The organism is Streptomyces viridosporus, from assembly GCF_002078235.1.
Classification (GTDB): domain Bacteria; phylum Actinomycetota; class Actinomycetes; order Streptomycetales; family Streptomycetaceae; genus Streptomyces; species Streptomyces viridosporus.
Map to the genome: position 1 here is coordinate 22,813 of NZ_MSGP01000104.1, position 6,188 is coordinate 29,000.

Annotated in this window: 4 protein-coding genes and 1 pseudogene; 2 read left to right on the forward strand and 3 right to left on the reverse strand. The window is 67.2% G+C overall.

The features are described 5' to 3' along the window. Positions 1-50: 50 nt before the first annotated feature. A complete protein-coding gene (locus B7L92_RS07465; protein WP_081236664.1) occupies positions 51-620 on the forward strand; it encodes an SMI1/KNR4 family protein in 570 nt (189 codons plus the stop codon). On the opposite strand, the gene B7L92_RS07470 is transcribed toward B7L92_RS07465, so the two are convergent. Then, the gene (locus tag B7L92_RS07470) at positions 527-1,927 is read right to left on the reverse strand and encodes an ISAs1 family transposase (RefSeq protein WP_255310802.1); all 1,401 of its coding nucleotides are present in this window, start codon (positions 1,925-1,927) and stop codon (positions 527-529) included. The two genes, B7L92_RS07465 and B7L92_RS07470, sit on opposite strands and share 94 nt — an antisense overlap. A gap of 311 nt (positions 1,928-2,238) precedes the next feature. Here B7L92_RS07470 and B7L92_RS07475 point away from each other — a divergent pair. Next, positions 2,239-2,523 (forward strand): annotated as a pseudogene (locus B7L92_RS07475) (helix-turn-helix domain-containing protein); the annotation flags it as partial. A gap of 102 nt (positions 2,524-2,625) precedes the next feature. Here the strand turns inward: B7L92_RS07475 and B7L92_RS07480 are convergent. Together B7L92_RS07480 and B7L92_RS40995 are read right to left on the reverse strand one after the other, a co-directional pair. After that, a complete protein-coding gene (locus B7L92_RS07480; RefSeq protein ID WP_081236665.1) occupies positions 2,626-5,334 on the reverse strand; it encodes a DEAD/DEAH box helicase in 2,709 nt (902 codons plus the stop codon). A 49-nt stretch (positions 5,335-5,383) separates the two neighbouring features. Then, positions 5,384-5,803 (reverse strand): hypothetical protein, encoded by a 420-nt coding sequence (locus B7L92_RS40995; RefSeq protein ID WP_218030431.1) that lies wholly within the window; start codon positions 5,801-5,803, stop codon positions 5,384-5,386. Positions 5,804-6,188: the final 385 nt, after the last annotated feature.

The following is a 6,188-nucleotide window of genomic DNA, read 5'->3' on the forward strand; positions in this document are numbered from 1 at the left end:
TGCCGAAGCGACGCAGCCGTATAGGGCGTCCACGCAGAGAGTAGTGGGGAATGAGTGTGGTGGAGAGCTGGTCCCGCGTGATGAGTCTTCTTCGGGAGCACGCCCCGGCCGATCATGCGGATCTGCCCGGGCCGGCCACGGAACAGATGCTTGCGGCCGCCGAGGAAAGGATGGGCATCCAGCTTCCTCGGGAACTGCGGGCGTGGCTGTTGCAGAACAATCTTGATCTTCCTGAGGAAGATGTGGACGACGATGTGACGTGTTGCGGTTTCGCCGGGTTTCCGGACGAGGGAAGTTTCTTTCTGGGCCTCCGGGCGATGGAGAAGCTCTACGCGAACCACTCCATGCCCGGTGGGGTCAACCCTCCGGATCAGCCGGACAATCCGTTCTGGCGCAATGAGTGGATCCCGTTCCTGTCGGACCAGGACGGCTGGACAGGAAAGTTTATCGACGTGCGGGACGGCCGTATCGGCAGGTGGTTCGTGGGTGAGATCACGACCACGGGCGAGTACGCGTCACTGGCTCACTATTTCAACTCCGTGGCAGAAATGCTGACGAAAATCGCCGATGGAAGCCATCCGACCTGCTCGGTCGCCGAAGGACGACTCGTCTGGTCGTGAAACCAAAGTGCCCCCCGGTTGTTCCGGGGAGGGGCAGAGCTTCGGCGTTGTCCGGCCTCGTCCGTTTTGATCATGTGAGGCCGAGGAGGGCGAGGGACCGGGTTTGGTCCCGGGCTGCTCGTCGGAGTCCGGAGGCGATGTTCCGGACGCCGGCCAGGCGAAGGGCTCCGATCGCAAGGTTCCTGCAGGTGGCCATTGCTCTGGGTGCGTTCCCGGTCCGCACCTGGGAGGCGTCCTCGGCGAACGTGGCGTCCCTGACGTGGTGCAGGGCCTCGACGGTCCAGTGCCCTCGGATCAGTCGGGCGAGCTGAGCCGGGCCGGCCTGTTCGGCGGTAAGGCTGGTGACCGCGTAGGCGGTCTTGAGGCTGATCTTCCCGGTCTTGCGGTGGACGCGGCGGCGAACGATCTGGACGGCCTGGCGGGCGCCGGGGAAGAGCAGGTTGTTGACCGTGCAGACCTTCAGTCTGGGGGTCGGCCCCTCCGGGGAGGATCTCGTGGCGGCCGTGACCGGTCGCGCGGGTCCTGTCCTGCAGCGGAATCTGTTTCCAGGGAAGGGACTTGAGCTGTTTGCGGAGCTTCTTGGTGTTGCGCTTCACGATCACGATGTAGTGGGCCTGCCGGTTGAGGAGATAGACGGCGTGGTCGTGCTGGGTGTGCATCGCGTCGCTGGTGACGACCGTGCCGGCCAGGTTCTCGAGGGTGTCGAGCAACGGCTGGAAGCAGGTGATCTCGTTGGTCTTCTCGCCGACGTCCATCTGGGCGAGGACCAGTGCGCGCGCGTGGTCGCAGGCAGCCAGGAGGTGGATCTTCCGTCCCTTCGCGCGGGCCGCACCCCGCAGCGACTTCCCGTCGACCGCGAGCCCTCGCAGCTCTTCGCCGCTGGTCTGCCGGTCCGCGAGCCAGGCTCCGACCGCCTGGTCCAGGGCGTCCGTGTCGACTCTGGCCAGCAGTCGCCGGATCGTGGATTCCGCGGGCCAGGACCGTTTCGGGTACAGCGGATCTACGACGGTGCCGAGCCGTTCGAGCAGGGTCGGCGGCGCGTCGGCCACCCATTCACCCACCGCCAGCAGGGATCGCGCTCCGGCGAGGACCGCGCAGGCCGTCAGCGCGAGGACCGTCACGAGAGGGTGCCGCACTCCCCGCGGATCCCGCGGGTCCGGGACCTGCGCAAGGCGTTCCAGCAACCCCGGAACCTCGGGCCCGGACACTTCAGGATGAGGTCTGAGCTGGTCAAAGGCAGGGGAGAGCAGAGATGATGCGTCGGCAGGCACGGGCAGTTCAAGGTTACAGAGCGTAGAGAACTCCATGATCACGGACGTCCGTGCCTGTTCTGCATCGGACTCCACCCAACACGACGAGACGTCAGCAACCGGGCATCGACCGACTATGCCGAAGCCCTGGGCGGGGGTGTCCACTGACTTTGACTCACCAAAAGAGACAACGCTGAAAAAGCTCACTGGGTGAACGGCACAGGGGCTCTGACCGTCTACTGAGCGTTTTCAGCGTGGCCACTGATTGGGTGACGGGGACAGAGGCAGGGCGGGGTCCGCAACGGACAGGGCTCCCGTGCCGTTGAGGGAGGTGTTCGAAGTCTCAACCCACCGGCACAGGAGCCCTGTTGGTTCCCTATCCTGCCGCACTCGACCTCCCGCATGCCCTGGTCGAGTGGGTCACGATACTCATCGTCACCCGGGAGGGTGACCGGCGGTGCAAACTCCCTCCGCATCGGCGCGCGCTCGTTGCGCTGGTGTACCTGCGCCGTCACGACACCCTCGCCCGCATCGCGGCCGGCTTCGGGATATCTGTCGGCACGGCCCACGCCTACGTCACCGCCGTCACCGGCCTGCTCGCCGACCGCGCCCCAGGCCTGCTGAAGACGCTGCGCGAGCACGATTCCGACTTCCGCCGGACAAGGGTGGGGCGGCATCGCCGTACAGGAGCGCGACACAGCACAGGGCCCCGGGCCTTGAGAGGGCCCGGGGCTCGGTCATGGCACTGGAGGTGATCAGAGGCTGTCCGGGGCGGGCTGTCGGGCCGTCATCGGCTTTGCCCAGTCCATGTCCAGCTCCGCGAGCGCGGTGAGCTGTTCGGCGGTGAGTTTGTTGCGGCGGGTCTTGGTGTTGGAGACCCACACGCCCAGCTTGACGACTACCGGCTCTGCCTCGCCCTCGACGGTGATCTTCTCAGCGTGGCCGCGCGGGACTGGCCGGTGGGCGCCTTCCCGTTCCACCCACTGTGCGAGGGCGGTCAGGCCCCGCTGGAAGGCTTGCTGCGCCTTGGGTCCCTTCGCCGCACGTCCGGCCGTCGGGGCGGCAGGCGGCGCCGGGGTTGGCTTGATGCCCAGCGTGGTCAGCCGTTCCTGTTGCTCGCTCGACAGCAGCTTCCAGGTGCTCGGGTTCTTCTGTCGCTTCAGCCACTTGCCCAGGTCGTCGCCCTCGAACAGCACGCCGGGGGCGATGTCGGGCAGCACGCCGCCGGCCTCGTCGGCGGCGAGGTCGGCGAGGACGCGGTAGTGGCGTTGCCAGTTCAGTGGCCAGGGGCAGTTCCAGTCCGGGTCGATCGCGGCCAGCTGCTTCGCGCGTTGCTCCGCCCGCTTCGGGTCCTTTCCGAGGCCGCCCTTACGCCTGAGATTCGCCAGCAGCTGACCGATGGGGACGGGCTTGCCGTCGGCGGGGTCGTCCCACAAGGCGTCCTGCCTCGGGGCCATGTGCCCGTGCGCACGACGGTAAGAGCGCAGGATCGCCAGCTTCTTCTCCCAGGCTTCCTCGCCTGGCTCCCAGATCATCCCGGCCTCGAGAGCGTCGAGCAGTTCCTTGCGCCGCGGCTCCAGCTCTCCGGCCCGCAGCGCCTTCCTCTGCTGGTGGACCCATCTCCCGAGCGGAAACGCCTTGGTCGCCCCGACCTCGGTCTCGGTGTCGTAGGGCACGGCGTAGAGGCCGGTGATCTCGTTCTCCTTCCGCCAGCGCAGCAGGGCTTGGTAGCCCTCCAACCAGACCAGGGACTCGGGCCGGTACACCCGGGTGCGCAGGAACGCGGCGATGGTCGCGGCGTCGCGCGGGCTGGAGAAGTGCAGCAGGGCCGCTTCGGCGGCGGCCTGTGTGTCGTCGTCCTCCTGGTCCCCGCCGTCGCCCGCGCCGCCGGCCCCGACGATCCGCCCCTCCTCGTCACGCCGGACGTGGACCTTGCGCTTGCCGCTCGTGAGCGCGCGGGAGGCCAGTTGCTCAACGAGTCGTTCATCATGACTGCGCAGGCCCTGGAGGACCGTTACAAGGGGGCGGAACGAGGCGCTGGCGACCATGTCCTGCGGGTCCTCGCCGGGCTGAAGGAACACCGGCACGATGATCCGCGCGACCTTCGTGGAGCCGTCCCGGTTGGGCCGGAGCGCGCGGCCGATGTTCTGCACGATCTCCACCTGCGAGCCGCGGGTGTCCGCGAAGCAGACGGCCTCCACACCCCGCTCGCCGGTGATGTCCACCCCTTCCCCGAGCACGCGAACGCTGGCGAGGAACGCCCGGTGCACGCGCCGGTTGTTCGCGTCGATGCCGCCTGCGAACTGGCGCAGCACCTCACGCCGTTCGGACACGAGGTGGTCGCCGCACAGCCACGCCGACCACACCCGGTCCGGCGGGATGTGGCGGCCGGCCTCCAGCTCGTAGAACTCCGCGTCGATCGACGACTCCGGCAGCTCCTCCGCCCTCGCCAGGTCCTCGTCCGAAGCGTCGTTCATGTACAGCTCGGCCGCCGTCTCCGGGAGCTTCTCCGCGAACGCGGCGGCCTCCTCCACCTTCTGGTGGAACGTCATGACCGTACGGAGGTTGTGCGCGACGGCGTGCTCCAGGAGTGCGGTCTGCAACAGGGCCAGGCGCCGGCCGCGCCGGGCCTCTTCGGACTCCCCGGCGACGGGGGAGGGGTCGCGGATCTCCAGCACGTCGATCTCGAACCCGGCGAGGATGCCCCGCTCGATCGCCTCCGAGAGCCCGAGCTCCGCGAGCCACGCACCGTAGATGCCCTCCGGGTCGTCGGCCATGGTCGCGATCTCCACCTCCTGGCCGCCCGTGCCCCTTCGCGGCTGGGGCGCCGCCAGGATGCGCGGGGTCGCGGTCAGGTAGAGCCGGAAGTCCGCCGGAATCCGGGCGTTGTCGTGGATCGCGGCCCATGGACGACCAAGATCACCGGCCGTGCCATGGGCCTCATCCACGATCGCGAGGTCGAACGGGACCATCTGCTGGCCGTAGAGCCGCTCCCCACCCGCCAGAGCGGCCTCCAGCGGCCCGCGGACCTTCCGCTGGCCCTCGGGAGCGTCAATGTCCTCGCGGTCCACGAGAGAGGCGTACGTGGCGAACACGATCACCGGCCCGCGCCCGGCCCACAGAGCAAGCTGGATCGGGTTCGCAGTGGCACGCACCCCCAGCTCGTTGAGAACCGGGTCGTTCTCCAGCGAGCACACCGCCACCATGGGAGAACGGTGACCCACCGCCCGCCATGCCTGAGCAGTCTGCACGAGCAGGTCCAGGGTCGGCACGGTCACCAGGATCCGGCCCTCGGGGAAGCACTCCAGCGCGCACGCAGCAGCCATGATCGTTTTACCGGACCCGGTCGCTGACACGATCGTGCCACGGGCCCCCTGAGGCGGCACAGATGACCTTGCAGGAAATCCGACCCACTTTCGGAAACTCAACTTCTGCTCTACCTGGTGCTCCCTGAGCTGAATCACAGCCCCCTCACCTCTCCAATCTCGGCAATGACGAAGGCCCAGCAGAACGTCAGATGTGATTGCGGTGGAGGATGGCACGAACAGCAGCTTCGAACTCACGCACCGCCAAACCGTATTCATCGCGAGCCGCAACCCAGGCAGAATCCTGCCCGTATGAATCCCGAAGCCGGTAGTACGCATCCATCAGACGCGAAGCCTGAGAGCGGAGCTGCTCACTACCAGGAGTCATGAAGAACTGGGTCGTTACTTCGTAGCGCAGAGGATCTGCAACAGCCAGATCTGACACCGCTACACCAGCTATAGAAGCGTCAAGTATCTGCCCACACATCCGGTTGTACATGGAGGAAAGTCGCACACTTACTTCTACGAGTCGATTCACTTCCTCTTTGCGTCTTTCGACTCTGCGCCGAATGAAATCACCCAAGAGAACCAGAGTTCCACCAAGAATTGCCCCAAGCAGTGCCAGCACACTTTGCACTTCATCACTCCGCAACTTAAGATCTCCCGCGTTTCCGCCAACACTACATGCTGCATCAGCCTGATGTGCGCGATACACCGGAACCCACATGAACAAGCGCTCCCCACTCCTCACAACCAGCCGGGCTCACGCCACCAACCCCAACCACCCCGCCCCTTCTCGCCGCCCGGGCCGCAGGCCCGTTGGCCGCCCCGCGCAGCGGGGCCGGCCCACCCGGGCGCACAGCGCCCCCGGTGGCTGGAGCGCAGCGAAAGCCACCCCACGGGGACACAGTCCCCGCACAGTCCCGGGAGCACAGCGGACGGGACGTCACCCGCCTTGCGTAGCAAGGCGGGTGAACGGACGCGCAGCGTTCCGCCAGCGCTCACGCGGAGCG